The organism is Cellvibrionales bacterium, from assembly GCA_016713115.1.
GTDB lineage: Bacteria > Pseudomonadota > Gammaproteobacteria > Pseudomonadales > UBA7239 > UBA7239.
The window spans coordinates 1,770,696-1,791,261 of the sequence record JADJPU010000001.1 but is presented as its reverse complement, the minus strand read 5'-3'; the positions used below and the strand labels follow the sequence as shown (position 1 = coordinate 1,791,261).

Annotated in this window: 23 protein-coding genes, 1 tRNA gene and 1 pseudogene; 9 read left to right on the top strand and 16 right to left on the bottom strand. The window is 51.4% G+C overall.

Annotated features, from left to right (window positions below; translation table 11 throughout):
* Positions 1–25: 25 nt before the first annotated feature.
* The 13 genes from ispG to iscR form a co-directional block, all read right to left on the bottom strand.
* The gene (gene ispG, locus IPK30_08905) at positions 26–1,126 is read right to left on the bottom strand and encodes a flavodoxin-dependent (E)-4-hydroxy-3-methylbut-2-enyl-diphosphate synthase (protein MBK8103386.1); all 1,101 of its coding nucleotides are present in this window, start codon (positions 1,124–1,126) and stop codon (positions 26–28) included.
* Positions 1,127–1,144: 18 nt separating this feature from the next.
* Positions 1,145–1,996: a DUF4115 domain-containing protein gene (locus tag IPK30_08900; protein MBK8103385.1), complete on the bottom strand. Its 852-nt coding sequence runs from the start codon at positions 1,994–1,996 to the stop codon at positions 1,145–1,147.
* On the bottom strand, positions 1,993–2,802 hold the full coding sequence (gene pilW, locus IPK30_08895) for a type IV pilus biogenesis/stability protein PilW (GenBank protein ID MBK8103384.1): 810 nt from the start codon (positions 2,800–2,802) through the stop codon (positions 1,993–1,995). Before pilW ends, IPK30_08900 begins: the two co-directional genes overlap by 4 nt.
* Entirely contained in the window at positions 2,799–3,935 is a 1,137-nt protein-coding gene (gene rlmN, locus IPK30_08890) for a 23S rRNA (adenine(2503)-C(2))-methyltransferase RlmN (protein ID MBK8103383.1), read from the bottom strand. Before rlmN ends, pilW begins: the two co-directional genes overlap by 4 nt.
* A 39-nt stretch (positions 3,936–3,974) precedes the next feature.
* Positions 3,975–4,400 carry a nucleoside-diphosphate kinase gene (ndk, locus tag IPK30_08885; GenBank protein MBK8103382.1) on the bottom strand — a complete coding sequence of 142 codons (426 nt, stop codon included), beginning with the start codon at positions 4,398–4,400 and terminating at the stop codon, positions 3,975–3,977.
* 108 nt (positions 4,401–4,508) lie between these two features.
* The gene (iscX, locus tag IPK30_08880) at positions 4,509–4,703 is read right to left on the bottom strand and encodes a Fe-S cluster assembly protein IscX (protein ID MBK8103381.1); all 195 of its coding nucleotides are present in this window, start codon (positions 4,701–4,703) and stop codon (positions 4,509–4,511) included.
* A gap of 13 nt (positions 4,704–4,716) precedes the next feature.
* Positions 4,717–5,055, bottom strand: a complete 339-nt coding sequence (gene fdx, locus IPK30_08875; GenBank protein MBK8103380.1) for an ISC system 2Fe-2S type ferredoxin — start codon at positions 5,053–5,055, stop codon at positions 4,717–4,719.
* Position 5,056: 1 nt separating this feature from the next.
* Positions 5,057–6,931, bottom strand: a complete 1,875-nt coding sequence (hscA, locus tag IPK30_08870; GenBank protein MBK8103379.1) for a Fe-S protein assembly chaperone HscA — start codon at positions 6,929–6,931, stop codon at positions 5,057–5,059.
* A 35-nt stretch (positions 6,932–6,966) separates the two neighbouring features.
* A complete protein-coding gene (gene hscB, locus IPK30_08865) occupies positions 6,967–7,533 on the bottom strand; it encodes a Fe-S protein assembly co-chaperone HscB (GenBank protein ID MBK8103378.1) in 567 nt (188 codons plus the stop codon).
* 6 nt (positions 7,534–7,539) lie between these two features.
* Positions 7,540–7,863 (bottom strand): iron-sulfur cluster assembly protein IscA, encoded by a 324-nt coding sequence (gene iscA, locus IPK30_08860; protein MBK8103377.1) that lies wholly within the window; start codon positions 7,861–7,863, stop codon positions 7,540–7,542.
* 28 nt (positions 7,864–7,891) lie between these two features.
* On the bottom strand, positions 7,892–8,275 hold the full coding sequence (iscU, locus tag IPK30_08855; GenBank protein MBK8103376.1) for a Fe-S cluster assembly scaffold IscU: 384 nt from the start codon (positions 8,273–8,275) through the stop codon (positions 7,892–7,894).
* A gap of 20 nt (positions 8,276–8,295) precedes the next feature.
* Positions 8,296–9,510, bottom strand: coding sequence for an IscS subfamily cysteine desulfurase (locus tag IPK30_08850; protein MBK8103375.1), 1,215 nt, complete (start codon positions 9,508–9,510; stop codon positions 8,296–8,298).
* Between the two features lie 25 nt (positions 9,511–9,535).
* A complete protein-coding gene (gene iscR / locus IPK30_08845) occupies positions 9,536–10,021 on the bottom strand; it encodes a Fe-S cluster assembly transcriptional regulator IscR (protein MBK8103374.1) in 486 nt (161 codons plus the stop codon).
* A 262-nt stretch (positions 10,022–10,283) separates the two neighbouring features.
* On the opposite strand from iscR, the gene rpmE reads away from it, so the two are divergent.
* From rpmE to IPK30_08830, 3 genes and pseudogenes are all read left to right on the top strand, one after another.
* A complete protein-coding gene (gene rpmE, locus IPK30_08840) occupies positions 10,284–10,496 on the top strand; it encodes a 50S ribosomal protein L31 (protein MBK8103373.1) in 213 nt (70 codons plus the stop codon).
* Between the two features lie 81 nt (positions 10,497–10,577).
* Complete coding sequence (locus tag IPK30_08835; GenBank protein MBK8103372.1) at positions 10,578–11,843, top strand: malate dehydrogenase; 1,266 nt, start codon at positions 10,578–10,580, stop codon at positions 11,841–11,843.
* A 63-nt stretch (positions 11,844–11,906) separates the two neighbouring features.
* Positions 11,907–13,205 (top strand): annotated as a pseudogene (locus tag IPK30_08830) (M18 family aminopeptidase).
* A 4-nt stretch (positions 13,206–13,209) separates the two neighbouring features.
* On the opposite strand, the gene IPK30_08825 reads toward IPK30_08830, so the two are convergent.
* A complete protein-coding gene (locus IPK30_08825) occupies positions 13,210–14,970 on the bottom strand; it encodes a hypothetical protein (GenBank protein MBK8103371.1) in 1,761 nt (586 codons plus the stop codon).
* 73 nt (positions 14,971–15,043) lie between these two features.
* On the opposite strand from IPK30_08825, the gene IPK30_08820 reads away from it, so the two are divergent.
* The 5 genes from IPK30_08820 to IPK30_08800 all read left to right on the top strand — a co-directional run bounded on the left by IPK30_08820 (position 15,044) and on the right by IPK30_08800 (position 18,315).
* Positions 15,044–15,505 (top strand): FxsA family protein, encoded by a 462-nt coding sequence (locus tag IPK30_08820; GenBank protein ID MBK8103370.1) that lies wholly within the window; start codon positions 15,044–15,046, stop codon positions 15,503–15,505.
* A gap of 142 nt (positions 15,506–15,647) precedes the next feature.
* Positions 15,648–15,938, top strand: a complete 291-nt coding sequence (locus IPK30_08815; GenBank protein MBK8103369.1) for a co-chaperone GroES — start codon at positions 15,648–15,650, stop codon at positions 15,936–15,938.
* A gap of 47 nt (positions 15,939–15,985) precedes the next feature.
* Positions 15,986–17,632, top strand: coding sequence for a chaperonin GroEL (gene groL, locus IPK30_08810; GenBank protein ID MBK8103368.1), 1,647 nt, complete (start codon positions 15,986–15,988; stop codon positions 17,630–17,632).
* Between the two features lie 105 nt (positions 17,633–17,737).
* Positions 17,738–17,932 carry a hypothetical protein gene (locus tag IPK30_08805; protein ID MBK8103367.1) on the top strand — a complete coding sequence of 65 codons (195 nt, stop codon included), beginning with the start codon at positions 17,738–17,740 and terminating at the stop codon, positions 17,930–17,932.
* 26 nt (positions 17,933–17,958) lie between these two features.
* Positions 17,959–18,315, top strand: coding sequence for a type II toxin-antitoxin system RelE/ParE family toxin (locus IPK30_08800; GenBank protein MBK8103366.1), 357 nt, complete (start codon positions 17,959–17,961; stop codon positions 18,313–18,315).
* Positions 18,316–18,349: 34 nt separating this feature from the next.
* Here the strand turns inward: IPK30_08800 and rpsT are convergent, their stop codons facing one another.
* On the bottom strand, positions 18,350–18,613 hold the full coding sequence (rpsT, locus tag IPK30_08795) for a 30S ribosomal protein S20 (GenBank protein ID MBK8103365.1): 264 nt from the start codon (positions 18,611–18,613) through the stop codon (positions 18,350–18,352).
* A gap of 158 nt (positions 18,614–18,771) precedes the next feature.
* Between rpsT and IPK30_08790 the strand changes: the two genes are divergently transcribed.
* A tRNA-Ser gene (locus IPK30_08790) sits at positions 18,772–18,862 on the top strand.
* Between the two features lie 23 nt (positions 18,863–18,885).
* Here the strand turns inward: IPK30_08790 and IPK30_08785 are convergent.
* Complete coding sequence (locus tag IPK30_08785; protein MBK8103364.1) at positions 18,886–20,535, bottom strand: phosphoethanolamine--lipid A transferase; 1,650 nt, start codon at positions 20,533–20,535, stop codon at positions 18,886–18,888.
* Between the last annotated feature and the right edge of the window lie 31 nt (positions 20,536–20,566).

Sequence of the window (20,566 nt, the reverse complement as noted above, 5' to 3'; positions counted from 1 at the left end):
AACCTGCTCTAAAAACTCTGATTGATTAGCCCCTGCCAATAACAGCAGCTTGCTGCGCGACTTTTTCGCGAATCATTTTTTCCAGCGAATCCACCAACTCGCTATTTTCCAGCTTGACGCTAGGTTTGCCATCCACAAATACCATGTTGCTCGGCGAGCTTCCTGTTAAACCAATATGCGCCACTTTTGCCTCACCGGGACCATTAACATAGCAGCCGATAATGGCGACATCCAAGGCATCATTGATGTCTTCCAAACGCGATTCCAGCGCATTCACGGTTTGGATAACATCAAAGTTTTGCCGCGAACAACTCGGGCAAGCGATGATATTGATGCCCTTAGTACGCAAATGCAGGCTTTTCAAAATATCAAAGCCGACTTTTATTTCTTCTACAGGGTCAGCTGCGAGAGAAATACGAATCGTGTCGCCAATACCATCCATCAACAACAGACCCAAGCCAACGGAGGATTTCACCGTACCGGAGCGCAAGGCACCCGCCTCGGTAATACCTAAATGCAAAGGCTGCTCAATTTGCGAAGCGATTTTTCGATAGGCATCTACCGTTAAAAACACATCCGATGCTTTCAAACTCAATTTGAAATCATGGAAGTCCATTTTGTACAAAATATCAACATGACGAAAAGCAGACTCTACCAAAGCATCTGCATTGGGCTCGCCGTATTTTTTCTGCAAATCTTTTTCTAATGATCCAGCATTTACACCGATGCGAATGGGGATATTTTTTTCGCGCGCTTTTTCAACTACCGCACGCACACGATCTTCGCGACCGATATTGCCTGGATTGATGCGCAAACAATCGACACCAAGATCTGCAACACGCAGCGCGATTTTGTAATCAAAATGAATATCTGCGACCAACGGCGCTTTGACTTGCTGACGAATCAGACCAAATGCTTCCGCCGCGTCCATGGAAGGCACAGAGACACGAACAATATCTGCACCCACATTTTCCAATTGACGAATTTGCGCCACCGTAGCAGCCACATCGGTAGTTTCGGTATTCGTCATGCTCTGCACCGCAATCGGTGCATCACCACCGACAGGCACATTGCCTACCATGATTTGGCGCGATTTGCGGCGCTGAATAGGGCTATGTTTCAACATATATGGTCGTACCTCTCACTACTCGACCCGATCGGATTGCGTGTCATCACCCAACACAAATTGCGCCGATTGATAACCAACTTTGACCGGCACGGCAACTAAAACACCGTTGTAACTAACATTGGCCGCGCCCGCTCTTCCCAACCAAACACGCAACGGCGGTGACACCGTCATATCAAGCACATCACCTTTGCGTTGATTTTTTTCGTGCAATATCTTTCCACTCTCATCTTTAATTTGCACCCAACAGTCATCGGAAAACTCCATATGCAACACGGCGTCTTGCGACACTTCAACAGCAGGGACAGGCAATGCTGCGGGCGCAACAGCAGTTACGGGTATTGCCGGCGGCTCTACGCCACCCACCACTGAACCAACAACGCCGATATCAGGCAAATCCACTTGCCCTGACACTGTTTCACTAGCAGGGGTCGCAACCATGACATTTTCGCGTAACACCCATTGCCAATACGCAGCCCCCGCAACAGCTATTAATAACAACGCAGCAGCAACCACCCAATACTTTTTAGTCTGACTCGGCGCAGAAATTACTACGCGACGAGCCTTCGTCACCGACGAGTTTGGCGCTGCTTCTATTTGTGGCGCCACACGCTCATAAGCGCGAACCAATGCATCACCATCTAAGCCATACATCTTGGCGCAGGTACGCAAATAGCCTTTTACAAATACCGCACTGCGGAAATCTGTAAATTGACCCGCCTCCAAGTTAGCCACCTGCCGTGGCGATAAACGCAACTCACCAGCCGCAACATCAAGAGAAATTTGCTTTTTCTCACGATGCTGCTGTAACGCAAATCCTATCTCTGTTGCACTAGAGAAGGTCAGCGGAGAATCATCAGCAAGACTCATTTCTTCTTAGCCCAAGCCTGATATTCGCTGTACTGCGGCGATGTCGCAAAATGATTTTTTAGCAACAGCGCATAGCTGGACACTTGATCTGGCTGTCCTCTCTTCTGTGCCAAACGAATACCCAACCACAGAGATTGCGCCGTTTGTTTAGATGACATTAAAAACTTTTCGTACAGTTGATTGCTTTGATCCAACTCTCCAGTTTCAAGCTTCAACTCTGCCATCTCTAAAATCACCTGCGGATTACGCGCATTGTTGATGTAACTACGACGAAATGCTTCCTCTGCTTCTTTCATTTTTCCCTGCTTCTTCAAGCAAGTACCGTAATTTAAAAACGCGGCATCGCGCTTGCCATACATCACATCTTCTGTCGCTTTAGCAAAATACGAGCAGGCTTCATCAATGCGATTGTCTCGATACAAAAACACACCGTAGTTCACATAAGTCGGCGTGTAATCAGAATCAGCACTCAAGGCTTCTTTGTATTCTTTTTCCGCCAACGCTTTTTCGCCATCGGATAAATAGTAGTACGCCAACACATTGCGCAACTCGGCAGAATCGTCATCAATTTCCAAGCCTTTTTTAATGGCGCGCAATGCCAACTCGCGCTTGCCATCACGCATATAGCCATTGGCCAATGTAATGTAGTCCTGCAATGCGGCGTTCATATCCACCTTGCTTTCTGTGTTAGGTTTGGGCTTGGGCTTACCTGTCATATCATCCGTGACTTCGGTTACACAACCGGCGACCAACACACAACCACAGACCAGTGCGCCAGCGACTAAGCGTTTCAGTAAAACCATCATTTTTCTCCTTGAACAATACGCACAACATCATCGCTTGTTGATGATAGCCCGCGTTCGTAGCGCTCACTGCGGCGCGTCCGGTCATTGACCTGCCCCGCCAGCTGCCCACAAGCCGCATCAATATCATCACCACGCGTGGTGCGAATGGTGGTTGTATACCCTGCTTCTATCAAAATGTCACGGAATCGGTACAAACTGTTGTTGCTCACGCGTCGATAATCCGACAGCGAAAACGGATTGAACGGAATCAGGTTGATCTTAGACGGCACATCGCGCAGCAGTTCCGCTAATTGACGCGCGTGCTCAGGCCTGTCGTTCACGCCGTCGATCAAGGTGTACTCAATCGTTGCGCTGCGTTTGTCGGATAAGCCATCTAAATAGCGTTTAATCGATGCCAACAACATCGCGATGGGGTATTTGCGATTGATCGGCACCAGCTCATCGCGCAACGCATCATTCGGCGCATGCAGTGAGACCGCCAGCGAAACATTGGTGCGCTTGCCCAGCTCATCCAGCATCGGCACTACACCGGAGGTGCTAAGCATCACGCGTCGCTTGGACAAACCGTAGGCATGGTCGTCCATCATTAAATTGACGGCATCCACCACATTCTCAAAATTGAGCAGCGGCTCGCCCATGCCCATCATCACCACATTGGAGATCACGCGCTCGGCTTGCGGATTCAAACTGTTAAACGAGCGCGCCGCCAACCACAGCTGACCGACGATTTCTGCCGCCGTTAAATCGCGCTGAAACCCCTGTTTTCCGGTAGCGCAAAAACTGCAATCCAACGAGCAGCCTACCTGTGAGGACACACATAGCGTGCCGCGTTTTTTTTCTGGGATAAACACGGTTTCGATGCAGCTGCCGCCAGAAACGCGGATCAACCATTTGCGCGTGCCGTCCACCGACTCCATCTGCTGCACCAGCTCGGGCGGACGCACCTCGGCCACTGCGTCCAGTTTGGCACGTAGAGCTTTGGAGAGGTTGGACATCTGGCTGAAGTCATCGACACCGTACTGGTGTATCCACTGCAGCACTTGTCGTGCGCGGAAGGGTTTTTCGCCGAGTTCGGCAAAAAAAGCCTCCATTTTTGCCGGACTGAGGCCGAGCAGATTCACTTTGTCAGTCATCTCGCTCATCGCGCCTCCGGGCGCCCGACATGTAGGGCTTTAGCGAGGATAAATATCCGTCGCAGGGAAAAAGTAGGCAATTTCACGCGCAGCAGAGGCGGCAGAGTCAGAGCCGTGTACTGCATTGGCGTCGATGCTGCTGGCGAAATCTGCACGAATCGTGCCTGCTGCAGCTTGCTTAGGATCGGTAGCACCCATCAGCTCGCGGTTCTTGGCCACAGCGTTCTCGCCCACCAACACTTGCACCATCACGGGACCGGAAGTCATGAAGGCCACGAGGTCTTTGAAAAAGCCACGCTCGCGGTGTTCTGCATAAAAACCTTCGGCTTCAGCTTGACTCAAATGTTTCATGCGTGACGCAGCAATGTGGAGACCGGCCTGCTCAAAGCGGCTGTAAATGGCACCGATAGCATTCTTGGCAACAGCGTCTGGTTTGATGATGGACAAAGTGCTTTCTACAGCCATTACTGCGTTCTCCAAAAAACTGGGTTAAAAATGGGCGGAATGCCAAAATCAGGGGCGGCATTATAGGGCAAGCCGCGCCGCTTGCCACTGCCATGCATCTCAGAGAGCTTAGTCCAGCTCGCTCAGCCAAGCCGCTTGGATAGCCTCTAGGATCTTTTCGCCACAGCGATCTGGGGTATCGTCAAAATCTGGCAGTGCCATCACCAAATCGCGCAAATCCACAAAGTTGATGTAGCGCGGATCCATCTCTGGCTTGCTCTCTGCCAATTCAATCGCAATGACATGTACATCTGTCCATTTCATATCAAGCTCCTCCTCAGTGGCGCTCGGATGCCAAGTTGATGGTGTATTTCGGTATTTCGACCACCAAATCTTCGTCTGCGACCAGTGCCTGACAACTCAAACGCGAATCCGGCTCCAAACCCCACGCTTTGTCCAACATATCATCTTCCAACTCATCGGCCAGCTCCAACGAATCACCGCCTTGGCGCACGATGACATGACAAGTGGTGCAAGCGCAGGACATCTCACAGGCATGCTCAATTTTGATGCCGTGTTTCAGCGCTGTCACACAAATGCTATCTCCTTTTACTGCTTCAACCACCGCGCCGTCAGGACACAGTGTTTCGTGCGGCAAAAAAACAATCTTGGGCATTTCAAACTCCGTTGCTGTCATCGGCAGCAGACAATTCTTGAATAGATTTTCCTGCCAGCGCCTTCTGCACAGCGGCGTTCATACGACGCGCAGCAAAAAACTCGCTCTCGCGCCCAGCACGCTCAACCACTTCTGCAATGGAACGACCGTCATGGTTATTTTCTTGCTGCGCCAACTCATCTAACAAACGCAATAGACTGCTGCGTTCTTCTTCTGTGAGCAAAGCAGAATCGGCTTGCAAAGCAGACAGTAAGTTTTCTTGCATGCGCTTGGCTTCCACGCGCTGCTCACTCAATTTACGCGCCTGCACATCTTCTTTTGCGTAGGTAAAAGAATCCTGCAGAATGCGTACCACTTCGCTATCGCTCAAACCGTATGAAGGTTTAACGGTGACATGGGCTTGCACACCGCTGCTGTTTTCACGCGCACTGACACTGAGTAAACCGTCAGCATCGACTTGAAAAGTCACACGAATATGCGCGGCACCCGCCACCATCGGTGGAATATTGCGCAATTCAAAACGCGCCAGCGAACGACAATCCGCCACCATTTCGCGCTCACCTTGCACCACATGAATGCTCATTGCCGTTTGGCCATCTTTGAATGTGGTGAACTCCTGCGCCTTGGCAACCGGAATTGTGGTGTTGCGTGGAATAATTTTTTCCACTAAACCCCCCATGGTTTCAATGCCCAAAGACAACGGAATCACATCCAACAATAACAATTCACTGTCTGGGCGATTACCCACCAACTGATCAGCTTGTATTGCTGCGCCCAAAGCAACCACACAATCAGGATCAATATCAGTCAGCGGCAATTGCTGGAAAAAGTCGCCGATTTTTTTTCTTACAAACGGACAACGCGTAGAGCCACCCACCATCACCACATGCGCAACTTCTTCCGCTGAAATTTTGGCATCGCGCAGTGCTTTGCGGCAGCAACGCACACTGCGCTCAACAAAGGCTTCGATCAACGCGTCGTATTGTTTACGCGCAATATTTCCAGACCAACCGTTAAATGCAATAGCGACAGATGTTGCATTGGATAACGCTTCTTTCGCGGCACGACAGATATCTAACAGCTCACGGCGACCTGAAAAATCCAACGCGCTGATGTTTGCTTGTTGCAGCACCCACTCTGCCAGCGCCTGATCAAAATCGTCGCCACCCAAGGCGGTGTCGCCCACTGTGGCCAACACTTCAAACACGCCGCGCGATAAACGCAGAATGGAAATATCCAAAGTGCCGCCACCGAGATCGTAAACAGCGATCACACCTTCTTCGCCGCGATCCAAACCGTAAGCAACCGCTGCGGCTGTCTGCTCGTTGAGCAATCGCAACACCTGCAAGCCTGCGAGCGTCGCGGCATCTTTTGTCGCTTGGCGCTGTGCATCATCAAAATACGCGGGGACAGTAATCACCACACAATCCAATGCACCGTCCAATGCTGTGCTAGCACGCGCCGCCAAATGCTTCAAAATTTCTGCCGATGCCTGCACAGGGCTCACTAAACCCGCCACGGTTTCAATTTGCACCATGCCGTCTTGATCAGCAAAACGATATGAAAATCCGCCGCCGAGACTGCTCACATCCTGCAAACCGCGCCCCATCAAACGCTTAACCGACAACAGCGTGTTAAGCGGATCTTTAGCCGCCTGTACACGCGCAGCTTTGCCAACTTCCACACTGCCGTCCGCAAAATAATGCACCGCGGATGGCGTGATGTTGTCACCATTGCCATCGGGCAAGATCACTGGCGAGCCGCTGCGCACCGTCGCCACCAGTGAATGCGTTGTGCCTAAATCAATGCCTACGGCGCGTTTGCGCATGTGCGGCGCAGGACTCATGCCGGGTTCTGATATCTGTAAAAGTGCCATGCTATTAGCCGTAATTTTTTATCAAGCGATAACGCTCAAATATCCAACAAATGTTCTTGCCGATCTTCAATTTCTAGAGACAACTTGGTAGCAAACTGCAACTTATCAATTGCATTTTGTGCCGCAAGCCACTCTTGCTTTTGCCATGCCTCTGCAAATGACTGCTGATGCTGCGCAATCTTTTGCCGCACATCTGCCATCAACTGATCTAAAGTGTTCAGATCGTTAGCAGCCTCATCCAAGCGTTCACGCAGCTCGATTTGTGTCATTAAAAAACCAGCATCTTGCACCGTTCTTTCTGCCGCACGCTCTTGCCCCGCACAGGCCATCAAATACTGCGCACGCAACAAAGGCGATTTCAGCGTGTTGTACGCAGCATTGACCTGCGCCGCCTGCTGCTGGGCCAAACGCTGCGAGCGGTCGCATTCGTGTGCAAAGCGATCGGGATGAACAGCTTGTTGCAGTTGTCGATAGCGCACACGCAAATCATCGAGATCGACGACGCAACTCGGCACCAACCCAAAGATAGAAAAATAATCTTGCTGTTCGCCAAACGCCGGCTTTAAGGTGCAGGCGATAACATGCTCAGCCGATGTCGCCATAACAACTCAGACGTGAAAACTTTCGCCGCAACCACACTCGGCGCTGACATTGGGGTTATTGAACTGAAAGCCTTCATTCAACCCTTCCTTGGTGTAATCGAGTTCAGTGCCATTGAGATAAACCAAACTCTTGCCATCGACAACAATTTTCACACCATTGTTGTCGAACACTTCATCGCCTTCTTGCAGCTCATCGACAAACTCCAGCACATAAGAAAGCCCTGAACAGCCTGCTGTTTTCACGCCGAGACGCACACCCAAACCGTGACCGCGATTTGTCAGGAAATTATGCACATGATTGCGCGCCGCTTCTGTCATGGTTATGGCCATTCACTCACCTCCAGCTTGCTAGGCAATATTACTGCGCGCGTTTTTGCTGTAGATCGTGAATGGCGGCTTTGATGGCATCTTCCGCCAACACCGAGCAATGAATTTTTACCGGCGGCAGTGCCAATTCTTCAGCGATTTGCACATTTTTGATCTGCGCGGCTTCGTCTAGCGTTTTGCCTTTTACCCACTCGGTCAACAGCGAGCTGGAGGCAATCGCGGAGCCACAGCCGTAAGTTTTGAACTTGGCATCTTCAATAATGCCCTGTTCATTCACTTGAATTTGCAAACGCATCACATCGCCGCAAGCGGGCGCGCCCACCATGCCAGTGCCGACATTGGCGGCTTTCGTATCCAGCACGCCGACATTGCGCGGATTTTCATAATGATCGATGACTTTTTCACTGTATGACATGACTCAACTCCCGACTGCAATTAATGTGCAGCCCACTGCACAGAATTCAAATCTATCCCTTCTTTATACATATCCCACAACGGCGACAACTCGCGCAACTTACTGACAGCTTTACGCAAGTGCGATACTGCAAAATCAATATCTTCCTCCGTTGTAAAGCGACCAATACTGAAACGCAGCGAACTGTGCGCCAATTCATCGTTCAAGCCCAAAGCACGCAACACATAAGACGGCTCCAAACTTGCAGATGTACACGCAGAACCAGAAGACAACGCCAGATCTTTCAGCGCCATCAACAACGATTCACCTTCTACGAATGCAAAACTGATATTCAAGTTGCCCGCGACACGGTGATCGAGCGAACCATTTACAAATACTTGTTCCATATCACTGACACCAGCCAGCAGACGATTGCGCAAGGCGAGAATCCGAGTATTTTCTTCCGCCATATCCTCACCGGCGACACGAAATGCTTCCCCCATACCAACAATTTGGTGCGTGGGCAGCGTGCCTGAGCGCATGCCGCGCTCGTGACCGCCGCCGTGCATTTGCGCTTCGATGCGCACGCGCGGTTTGCGGCCAACATACAGCGCGCCAATACCTTTCGGGCCATAAATTTTATGCGCGGATAGCGACAACAAATCTACCGGCAACTCTGCCATATTCAAAGGCACTTTACCTGCACTCTGCGCCGCATCGACATGGTAGATCACGCCTTTTGCGCGACACACCGCACCGATGGCAGCGATATCGTTGATGGTGCCGATTTCGTTGTTGACATGCATGATCGACACCAGCGTGGTGTCTGGGCGCAACGCAGCTTCTACCTGCTGCGGGCTGATCAAACCGTCTGCACTCGGATCCAAATAAGTGACTTCAAAACCTTCGCGCTCCAACTGACGACAAGCGTCCAACACCGCTTTGTGTTCAATCTTGGAGGTGATGATGTGCTTGCCTTTTTTCTCGTTGAAATGCGCAACACCTTTGATCGCCAAATTGTCTGACTCGGTAGCGCCCGAGGTCCAAACAATTTCACGCGGATCAGCACCGATGAGAGCCGCTACTTGGCTGCGCGCCTCTTCCACTGCTTCTTCTGCTTTCCAACCAAACAAATGCGAGCGCGAAGCGGGATTGCCAAAATTTCCATCCAGCGTCAAACAATCCATCATTTTTTTGGCGGCACGCGGATCGACCGGTGTGGTAGCAGAGTAATCAAAATAAATCGGCAGTTTCATGGTTACACTCTCTTACTGATAACGATTACGCGGTTGTGCGCGCGTTCAAAACCGTCACTGGATGCACATCATCTAGCTTGCGTTGCTGGCGCGCCGATACGTCCTGCACACCCTGAGTATTTACGAGACTCGCCAGAATAATTTCACTGAGAAAATCGTGAATTTTCTCACTCAACAAACACCAAAGATCATGCGTTAAGCACTTCTCGCCCTGCTGACAATCGCCTTCACCACCACAACTGGTGGCATCCACCGATTCATTGACCGCATCAATAATCTGCGCCACGGAAATCAAGGCGGCATCACGGCTGAGACGGTAGCCGCCGCCGGGGCCGCGAACACTACTGACTAATTCATTGCCGCGCAACTTCGCAAATAGCTGCTCTAAGTAGGACAGCGAGATGCCCTGACGATTGGAAATTTCGGCCAAACTGACAGGACCTTTGTCCGCGCGCAGCGCGAGATCCAACATAGCGGTTACCGCATAACGACCTTTTGTTGTGAGACGCATAACGACCCTCGTATTTCACGCACCAAACCTTGATGCCATTATGCAATAACCGAGTGTTTTCCTCAATCTTTTATCCGAGAAAATAACTCGGATAACCCTTAGATCGCCAAGCCTTTGTTTCTGCTGAACATTGCCTGCAACAACTGTCATACAAGCGGTTTCAATAAGCTGGGGCTTCTGGTAGGATGCGCGTCCCGTTTTTCCCTGTTGCCGTGTCAGGCGTTTGACCCTGATGGCGGCACGACACCCGGAGCGCTCGACCATGAAAACCGATATCCACCCAAAATACGCCGAAATTACTGCCAAGTGCAGCTGCGGCAACACAGTTGCTACCCGCTCTACACTGTGCCGCGACATCAACCTCGATGTATGCGCCGCCTGCCACCCGTTCTACACAGGCCGTCAAAAAGTGGCGGAAACTGGTGGCCGTATCGACCGCTTCAAACAGCGCTTTGGCGGTCGCGGCTTGAAATAAGCTGCTCGTACTTGTTTGGCAGGGCGCACGCCCTGTCTTGCTCTCTCCATTTTCACCTCTGAATCGGCAGGATCCAACGGCATGCTTGATGTAAAAAAGCCGTGTGATGAAGATTTGCGCCAAGCGGCGCTGGATTACCACGCCCTGCCGACGCCGGGAAAGCTGGCCACCGTCCTCACGACACCTGCCGATGACCAGCGCGATTTATCACTGGCTTACAGCCCCGGTGTGGCCGAGCCAGTGCGTGAAATCGCACAAAACCCAGAACTCGCCTACCGCTACACCGGCAAAGGCAATCAAGTAGCGGTTATCTCTAACGGCACCGCCATCCTCGGCTTGGGCAATCTCGGCGCGATGGCCAGCAAGCCGGTGATGGAAGGTAAGGCTTTGTTATTCAAGCGCTTTGCTGACATTAACGCCATCGACATCGAAGTGGACACCGAAGACAGCGAGCGCCTTATCGATGCCGTCGCCCTGATCGCCAACTCGTTTGGCGGTATCAATTTAGAAGATATCCGCGCGCCAGAGTGCTTCGACATTGAAGCCGAGCTGATCAAGCGCTGCGATGTGCCGGTGTTTCACGACGACCAGCACGGCACTGCCATCGTCGGCTTGGCCGGCCTGTTGAATGCTTTGGAAGTGCAGGGCAAGCGACCAGATCAGGTAAAAATTGTGTTCCTCGGCGCTGGCGCAGCCGCTATCGCCAGTTGTGAATTGTTGATGGCCGCTGGCGCACCACACGACAACATTCTGATGCTGGATAGCAAAGGCGTTATCCATACGGATCGCCAAGGTCTCGGCGTGTACAAACAGCGCTTTGCCGTGGAAACCTCGGCGCGCACGCTGGACGATGCCATCACAGGCGCCGATGTGTTTGTGGGCCTGTCGGGCCCCGACCTGCTCAGCCCAGAACAGCTGTTGAAGATGGCAGACAAACCTATCGTATTTGCCGGCTCCAACCCCGACCCAGAGATTCGCCCCGAATTGGCACTCGCCACGCGCAGCGATGTGTTGATAGCCACCGGCCGCTCGGACTACCCGAACCAAGTGAACAATGTGCTCGGCTTCCCCTTTATTTTTCGCGGCGCCTTGGATATACGCGCAGCCGTGATCAATACCGAAATGAAAATGGCTGCGGTGCGTGCGCTGTGCGAAATCACGAAAGAAGCCGTGCCGGATTCGGTTGTCGCGTCCTACGGCGGCAAGCCTTTGGCTTTTGGCCGCGATTACATCCTGCCAAAACCGACCGATCCGCGTTTGTTGTCGCGCGTGTCGGCGGCTGTAGCTCGCGCAGCTGTGGATAGCGGCGTCGCGCGTCTGCCCTACCCTGCGCACTATCCGCTGTAACACTGCATCGCTGCTGAATCTTCCGTTATAGAATGGCGGGAGATTCACTCTCTGCTTAACGCCATGACGCACAACGCACTCGATAATTTTCTCGCTTTTCTCAACGCCTCACCCACGCCCTTTCACGCTGTGCAGCAAATGCAAAATAAGCTGCTCGACGCTGGCTTTATCGCGCTGCATGAAAGCGACAGCTGGCAGATTCAAGCCGGCAAACGCTATGTGGTGACGCGCAATGATTCTTCGCTGATCGCCTTCATCACCTCACAACAAGACCCTGCGTTGAGCGGCATTCGCCTAGTGGGTACACACACCGACAGCCCCTGTTTAAAACTCAAACCTGAGCCGCATTTGCAGCGCTCCGGTTACGCACAATTGGGCGTTGAAGTGTACGGCGGCGTGTTATTGCACCCGTGGTTTGATCGCGACCTCACACTCGCCGGTCGCGTCAGCTATCGTAAAAATGACGGCGCGCTCGCCACCGCATTGATTAACTTTTCTCGCGCCATTGCCTGCATTCCCAGTTTGGCCATTCATCTGGATCGCGATGTAAATAACGGCCGCGCCCTGAACGCGCAAAAAGAATTGCCGCTATTGCTTCACAACCAAAAAACTGACGAGAAACTCGACATACGCCAATTGTTGCTCACACAACTACTGCAAGAGCATCCCAACTGCGAAGCATAAGCCGTATTGGATTTCGAAATCTGTGCTGGCGACACACAAGCCGCCGCATGCATCGGCTTGCAAGATGATTTTATTGCCAGCGCGCGTTTAGATAATTTATTGAGCTGCTACGCTGGTTTACAAGCGCTATTAGCTTGCGATGGTTTACAGCCCGCCGTTTTGGTTTGCACCGATCACGAAGAAGTCGGCAGCGTTTCTTGCTGCGGTGCGCAGGGCACTTTTCTCACCAGCGTTTTGCAGCGCTGGCTGGGCGACAACGAAACACTTGCACGCAGCACGCATCGCTCGCTGATGATTTCCGCCGACAACGCGCACGGCATCCACCCCAATTACCCAGAAAAGCACGACGAGAAACATGGCCCACTGTTGAACAGTGGTCCCGTTATTAAAATCAATGCCAATCAGCGCTATGCCAGCAATGCCGTTACACAGGCTTTTTTCCGCAACCTGTGCGAACAAGAACAAATCCCCGTGCAAAGTTTTGTCGCGCGCGCGGATATGGGCTGCGGCAGCACAATTGGCCCGCTGACTGCTGCAGAAACCGGCATCAAAACTTTAGACATCGGCGTGCCAACTTTTGCCATGCACTCTATCCGCGAACTGGCAGGCGCACAGGATGTTGCCTATTTGCAGCAGGCACTCACCGCTTTTTTTAATTGCGCGCACTTGCCCGCATAATTTTTTATTCTTTCAACACCATGCACGGCGAACCGTCACACCAAGCAAAGCTGGCAATTGCTTTTACCGTAGAACCGGCGGGTACCAGAAACTTGCCATCTGCCAATTTGTGAAAAGTTGGCTCTAGCGGCATTACGCGCTCAAAAATAATTTCGCGATTATTCAATAAATAGCGCGCCTGATACTTAGCCAATATCTCTGGATTGCGCAGCATCATCGTCAAAATATTATTGCGCTCTTTGCTGATATAACCTTTGCGCGCTACGATCACATCCGGCTGCTGCGCCATAATGCCGTCGATAATTTCTGCATCGGTTTGCGCGCGTTTTTCCTCAGGCCAAAAAAAGCGCACTAAACTGTCCATCACAGTTTCATAGTGGCGATACACCCACGACTGCTGCGCCGCTTGATGAAAGCGTGCCAAACCTATCGCTCGGTAGCCCAAGCCCAAATTATCAATAAACACCGTTTGTGAACCCGCATACCAAGGCGCTTGGCCGATTTGGTCGTACACCACCACAGCGTTATCACGATAGTTGAGATGAACAAAATCGCCCACCGCCGCAATAAAGTTATAGCGAATATTGAATACACCGATACCGGCAGGATTCTCTTTGAAATCATCCGGATTGCTTAGCAAACGCCCCACGGTTTGCCAGTAATCATTTTGATTACCGAGTGCGCGAAAAAAATTATTCACAAAGATGGATGGATGTGAATCTTTGAAATGCACATAGCGCGAACTGGTCAAAGTAAATACCACCAACGCGCCTAATAACACGCTTGTAGCAACTTGCAACCAAGCACGAGGCCGCCACCACCGCGCCAATAGCATCAACGAAAAAATATAGACAAAGGGCAGTGCAATACCCGTATGGCGATTAAAGGCTTTGTCTTCAAAAACAAATATCGTCCACAGCAGTGACAACACCAGCGCTCCCGCCAACGCCAAATCGCGCCGATCCCAACGCTGCAACACACCGGGCAGCGCCACCAACAACAGCAGCCACCAACCGGAATGCCAGCCGTAAGTCAGTAAATTTTTGAAAGATTGCAGATGATCTGGATTTACTTTGAAATAAAACGGATGCGGAACCACATCGTGGAAATACCAAAACCGCCACAGCGTCACGGCAACAAATGACAGAACCACCAGCGCAGTTCCCTGCCAAAACTTAGCCTCTACTCGCTGACAAAAAAACAAATACGGCACAACCGCGCCCAACATAAACAGGCCTTCCGGCCGCGCATTGATTAACGCAATAGCTGGCAACCACCACCAATGCACGCGTTGCGGATTCGTCACCCAATCCACCAGCCACAGCATCACAAACCAATAAAAAGCGGTTTCCAAGCCGCGCACAGACCAAACATAAAAAGGAATACTCGCCACCATCAAAAAAGCGGGCAGCAGCGAGAGAAACCTGTCAGAAATAAATCGCTGCGACAACACAAACACTTTTTGAATACACAGCACGCCGAATACAAAACACAGCAGCTTGGTGGCGAGCACAATATGCAGTGGCAAAAAAGTGAGCAGCGTAATCAGCCCTAACCACAGCAAACCGCTGCAGGCTTCGATGTGTTCGCCACCAATATTAAAAACATAACCGTAGCCGTGCGCGATATTTTCTGCAAAGCGAAAATAAATAAACGCATCTTCTTCGATGTCATCAAAACCGATGGCCACCAGTGCGGCATAAAACAGTACGCAGCCGATGAAGGCCATCCACGGAAAAGCTTTGTTGTTATTGGAAAAAATCATTGCGCGCGCTTGCGGAATCTCAGTAAAGCCTGCATCCTCGCAGAATCACTCGCAGGGTAAAAGAGGAAATCGCATGCGCTGGCTGCTGTGGCTGTTATTGGCCATGCCTTTGATCGAACTGTGGTTCATCATTCGCGTAGGTTCATCCATCGGCGGCTTTACCACCATCGCCCTGCTGCTCGGCGCGGGCATCCTCGGCATGAATTTGCTGCGCTTGCAGGGCTTCAACACGCTCAGCAAGTTGGATCAACGCCTACAGCGCGGCGAGTTGCCCGCCGTGGAAATCTTGGAGAGTTTTGCGCTTTCTTTTGCCGCCTTCCTGCTCATCATCCCCGGCTTTATCACAGACCTGCTCGCCATCCCGCTGCTTATCCCACCGCTGCGCCGCTGGCTGGTGCGGCGTTTTCTCAGCACGGGGTTTTATGCACAGCGCTACACATCTCACCAAAACGCATCCGCCCACGCGCCTCCCCGCTACGACAGCGACATCATTGAGGGCGAATACCGCCGCGAGGACGACTCGCGCCTGCGCTAAGTGGGAAAAATTCTCGCCTAACCATTGAAATACCCGCACCTCCCCCCATAATCCTGCCACCTCTTTTGAACGAAGAGTGAGCAAGGTGGCAACACCGAGCTAACTATCTGTTTTAACTCACTAAAACTTTACGGAGAGAACCATGAAGATCCGTCCTTTGCACGATCGCGTCGTTATTCGTCGCGAAGAGAAAGAAGAAAAATCCGCTGGCGGTATCGTGCTGGCATCCACCGCGCGTGAAAAACCCAACAAGGGTGAAGTGATTGCGGTCGGCCCAGGCAAAGCACTAGACGACGGCCAAGTGCGCGCACTGCAAGTCAAAGTGGGCGACAAAGTGGTATTTGCCAGCTACGCCGGCAGCCAAACCCTGAAAGATGGTGATGACGAATTCATCATCATGAGCGAAAGCGAAATTCTGGGCGTGTTGGAATAAGTTCCACGCTTTTTTTATCCATTTAAGCAACTGTTAGAGGAAAGACCATGACAGCTAAAGACGTAAAATTCGGCGACAGCGCGCGCCAAAAAATGCTGAAAGGCGTGAATGTATTGGCCGACGCCGTGAAAGTGACACTGGGCCCTAAAGGCCGCAATGTAGTGCTCGACAAATCGTTTGGCGCACCGACCATCACCAAAGACGGCGTTTCTGTTGCTAAAGAAATCGAGCTGAAAGACAAGTTCGAAAACATGGGCGCGCAGTTGCTGAAAGAAGTCGCTTCTAAAGCGAACGACGAAGCCGGTGACGGCACCACTACCGCCACTGTACTGGCCCAAGCCATCGTCAACGAAGGTTTGAAATCCGTTGCCGCCGGCATGAACCCGATGGATCTGAAGCGCGGCATCGACAAAGCAGTCGCTGCTGCCGTTGAAGAAATCAAAAAAATGTCTACGCCGTGTGCAGACACCAAAGCGATTGCACAAGTTGGCACGATCTCTGCCAACAGCGACAACAGCGTAGGTGAGATCATCGCCACTGCAATGGAAAAAGTGGGCAAAGAAGGCGTTATCACCGTTGAAGAAGGCAACGGCTTGGAAAACACGCTGGATGTGGTTGAAGGTATGCAGTTTGACCGCGGCTACATCTCGCCTTACTTCATCAACAACCAAGCCAGCATGAGCGTCGAGTTGGACAACCCGCACATTCTGTTGGTCGATAAAAAAATCTCCAACATTCGCGAAATGTTGCCTGTGTTGGAAGCCGTTGCAAAATCTGGCCGCCCATTGGCCATCATCGCTGAAGATGTGGAAGGCGAAGCCTTGGCGACTTTGGTCGTGAACAATATGCGCGGCATCGTGAAGGTGGCTGCCTGTAAAGCACCAGGCTTCGGTGATCGCCGCAAAGCGATGCTAGAAGACATCGCCATTCTTTCTGGCGGCACCGTGATTGCAGAAGAGATCGGTTTGGAGCTGGAAAGCGCCACGCTCGCTCACCTCGGTCACGCCAAGCGCGTCACCATGGACAAAGAAAACACCACCATCATCGACGGTGCTGGCGATGCCAAAGCGATCGAAGCACGCGTAGCTGCATTGCGCGTACAGATGGAAGAAACCACTTCTGATTACGACCGCGAAAAACTGCAAGAGCGCGTAGCGAAACTGGCTGGCGGCGTGGCAGTGATTAAAGTGGGCGCTGGCACTGAAGTGGAAATGAAAGAGAAGAAAGCACGCGTAGAAGACGCGCTGCACGCAACCCGCGCCGCTGTGGAAGAAGGCGTAGTGGCTGGCGGCGGCGTGGCCTTGATTCGCGCGGTACAGGCGCTCGAAGGCCTGCGCGGTGACAACGAAGACCAAACCATCGGCATCACCTTGGCGCGTCGCGCGATGGAAGCACCTATCCGTCAAATCGTCAGCAACGCCGGTGATGAAGCGTCTGTGGTGGTCGACAAGATCAAGCAAAACAAAGGCAACTTCGGCTACAACGCAGCCACCGGCGAGTACGGCGACATGTTGGCGATGGGTATTCTCGACCCCGCCAAAGTAACGCGCGCGGCGCTGCAAGCGGCTGGCTCTGTGGCTGGCTTGATGATCACCACCGAAGCGATGGTTACTGACATCGTAGAAGACAAGCCTGCTGGCGGCATGCCAGATATGGGCGGCATGGGTGGTATGGGTGGCATGGGCATGATGTAGGCCCTGCCTCTCTCGGCACACAAAAAACCCGTCAGCGATGGCGGGTTTTTTTATGCGCCGTAAAACTCTGCTAGCATTGGCACAACCATCAAGAATAGCTCAATCATGCAAACACCGACCGTCAGAGAGACGCTGCACACTGTAGCCAATCAACTGCCAGATAGCGCAACATGGAACGATGCGTTATACAAATTGCATGTGCGCCGCAGCATTGAAGAAGGCGTCAAGGAATTGGATACCCAGCAGGGTGTCCCACACCAACAAGTCATGCAAAGTTTCCCAAAACCCACAGCAAGCTAGATTTTTATTTTCCAAGGATTGGAAATATGCAGTTGGAATGGTCTCCACGCGCCCAGCGGGATTTACAAGCAATTCACGACTATATCACCCATGATTCACCTATTCGCGCATGGAAGTTTGTCCAGCGCCTAGGCACAGCCACTTTGTCGCTGCAAACATTTCCTTTGATGGGGCGCCCTGTACCAGAAGTTATCGACAATGCCGACATTATTCTTGAATTAATTTTTCGCAATTACCGAATTATCTACCGTGTAATTCCCGACGAGAGCATTCAAATTATCACCGTACTGCACGCGAGCCGCGATCTGAATAACCTTCAAAACCAGCCTTGGCTAACACAACATAAGAGCCTCCATCACCAGAAACAAAAACGCCCCGACTAGCGGGGCGTTTTCTTATGCGGTAAGCGGCGCTGAATCAGGCCATCGCTTTGATTTGCGCGCTCAGGCGGCTCTTGTGACGAGCGGCTTTGTTTTTGTGGATTTGGTCTTTGTCAGCAATGCGGTCGATCACTGGCACAGCAGCCGTGTATGCCGCTTGCGCTGCTTCCTTGTTGCCGCTCTCGATGGCCAGCACAACTTTTTTGATGTATGTGCGAACGGTAGAGCGCAGGCTGGCGTTATGGTCACGGCGTTTGTCAGCCTGAAGGGCGCGTTTCTTGGCTTGCTTGCTGTTTGCCACTGTAAAACCTCAGAAAATAGTTGCGGATTTCGGGACGCGCAAATATGCCGTCTCACTCCTGCTCTGTCAAGCAAAATCAACGGATTTCACCGCGTTTTCATTGCTTTCAAACAGGGGCTTGTGTACAGTGCGCCCTCCCTGATTTTCAGGGTTCTCACGGTGAGATGGCCGAGCGGTTTAAGGCGCACGCCTGGAAAGTGTGTGTACGTTAATAGCGTACCCAGGGTTCAAATCCCTGTCTCACCGCCATCCTCCTGTCCTTCTGTGACCTTTCACTTCACTGCGGCTCGACACGGCAAAAACATATCCAACTCGGATTTGTATTCTTGGGTTTGCACATCAAACAAGCCCAGTAGCGTGTGAAATACATTGTCGTGCGTCAACTTAGCGCTCTGATTCTGGCGCAAACAATCTTGCGACAAGCCCCAGTTTGTAAATGCATTGGGTGAAAACCAAGCCAAAATTGGTACCCGTGTTTGTGCATCTGGCGCGATGGCGTATGGAGCGCCATGCAAATACATGCCATCTTCACCCAACGATTCGCCGTGATCAGAAACATAGAGCATCGCCGTGTCGCGCGTCTGACTGTTGCGCTTGAGAAATTCGATGACTTGATTCAGAAAATAATCGGTATACAAAATGGTATTGTCATAAACATTGACCAACTCTTCATTGGTGCAACTACCCAGCTGATTGGTACGGCACACAGGGGTGAAACGCTCCATAGAAGCCGGATAACGCCTGAAATATTCCGGCCCGTGACTGCCGTTGGAATGAAAGACCACGAGCGCATCACCTATTTGTTTATCAACATAAGACTGCAAACTTTCTAGCAATATTTCATCTAAACATTCGCCGTCTTTACACAGTGCAGGATTCTCTGAGCGCGACATATCTTCATATGGAATACGCGCGCAAACGCCTTTGCAATCTCCGCTGTTATTGGTACGCCAGAACACATTGAGCCCTGCACGCTGCAATATATCGAGTACATTTTCCGTCGTTTTCCCTTTCTTATCGCCATAATCCTCGCGATTGAATCTGGAGAACATACAAGGCACCGACACAGCCGTAGCCGTACCACAAGAAGACACATCGCCATAGTTCAAAATATCTTGTTTCTGCAATTCGGGATTGGTATTGCGACCATAACCGTTCAGTGAAAAATGATCTGCGCGCGCTGTTTCACCCACCACTAAAATTACCAAGGATTTCTTAGGTCTACCTGTAATCTGTGCGCCAAACTTACCATCCAATCCGATTGGAATAATCGCATGAACTTTTTTAATACCTAATACCGTTTTTATGTATTTACTCGTGCCATACACCACATTGGTTGGATTGATGAAGTGCGTCAATTTATCTTCCTGTCGAAAAATTGATGCGTAGGTAAGATAAAAAGGTGCCACTACCGCTGCCACCACGACCAAGGCACACACCATACCTAACAGGCGCTGCCACCAACCGCGCCACAAAGTGGGGTACCGCACAGGTTGCAACCAAACCAAAATAGCAGGCACTACACCTAAACCGATCAAATACAGCGCCATGCGCGGCGTAAGCAATGCTTTAGTTTCGCGCATGTCCGTTTCAAACACATTTTGAATCATGTCCTTATCAATAGACACACCATAACTGCTGATGAAATACAGCGTGCCAGCAGAGACCAACAACAACAGCATCAGTGCTGGCTTTAACACATACCGAAACGACAACAACAGCAACAGCAGCGAAAAGAACGCCACCAAAAATACGCCAAACGATGCATAAAACGCTGCCGTTGATAACCCTTCATAAGGCACCAGCGTCAGCAATGCCTTCCACACGCCGCGGTTGTAAAACGACACCAGCAGAATTGCGACACACACAATCAACTGAAACGGATTTAAATGGGGCCAGCGCCACCCACGATCATCAGACACGAACACTCCTACCACGCGGATTATTCCGCGA